Annotated in this window: 1 protein-coding gene; it reads right to left on the bottom strand. The window is 41.4% G+C overall.

The window, feature by feature from the left end:
* Positions 1–190: 190 nt before the first annotated feature.
* Positions 191–979: IS3 family transposase (locus SM447_RS29200; protein ID WP_474576091.1), on the bottom strand; the 789-nt coding region annotated here is incomplete at its 5' end.

Genomic DNA, 979 nt, shown 5'->3' on the forward strand with positions numbered 1-979 from the left:
ACCGAGTGCTTAATAAAGTTTTGCATTCTTGTCTTAATATGTTCTAATTCGGATGAAAATTCGGGGTGAGACTGAGAATTGGCGTTTAGAGAAGCGGGTTAACCCCCTAATTTTGGACACATACTACTCTTAGCTCATTATTTCATAGAATTGCTCTTTATTTTAGGTGAGGCAAGAAAATCATCCTGCCTCATACTCTCACTTCTTTAATCGTTAGCTCTTCTGTTTGGTTTCGTTGATAAAATTCATTTGGTGCTAAATCTAAAATACTCGAATGGATTCTTCGATTATTGTAGAAATCCATGTATTCAGCCACCTCATGATACGCATCTGCGTAGGAATGAAAAGCGAACCGCCTCAAACATTCATACTCTAGTAATCGGTGAAACGACTCGATATGGGCATTCATATTCGGTGTTCTCGGCGGAATGCGTTCATGTTCGATGTGGAACGTTTCACATGCTTTCTGAAACGCTAGAGAAATAAATTGTGGACCATTATCCGTTCGAATGACTGGCTTTGTTTCTCTTTCAAATTGCTGACGCTTAAACAAGGCACGCTGCACGAGTTGGCCAGCGTCGTGTCCGGTACAATGTAAACCAATATGATAATCAATGATGGAACGGTCATATACATCAATGAGCGATAGAATAAAGAAGAAACGCTCTTCACCTTCGATGTAGCCGTATTTAATATCTGCTTCCCACAGCTGATTCGATTCAGTGATGATCCGGTTCCTCGCTAATTTTCTTGGATAGTGGAACTTCACTTCTCGCTGTGGCTGTAGGATATCGAGTTCCTTACATAATCTGTACACTTTCTTTTTGTTAATCTGTCGCGCATACTCGCTTCGAAGGCGGAGGCACAACTTTCGATAGCCATAGACACCGGCTTCACCTGAGATGAGTTCCATCAGCCATTCCTGTATTTGTTCATCCGGTATTTTTTTGCCGTTCTTAGTGAGTGAATAGCCCGGAAT

This window comes from Micromonospora aridisoli (assembly GCF_056150025.1).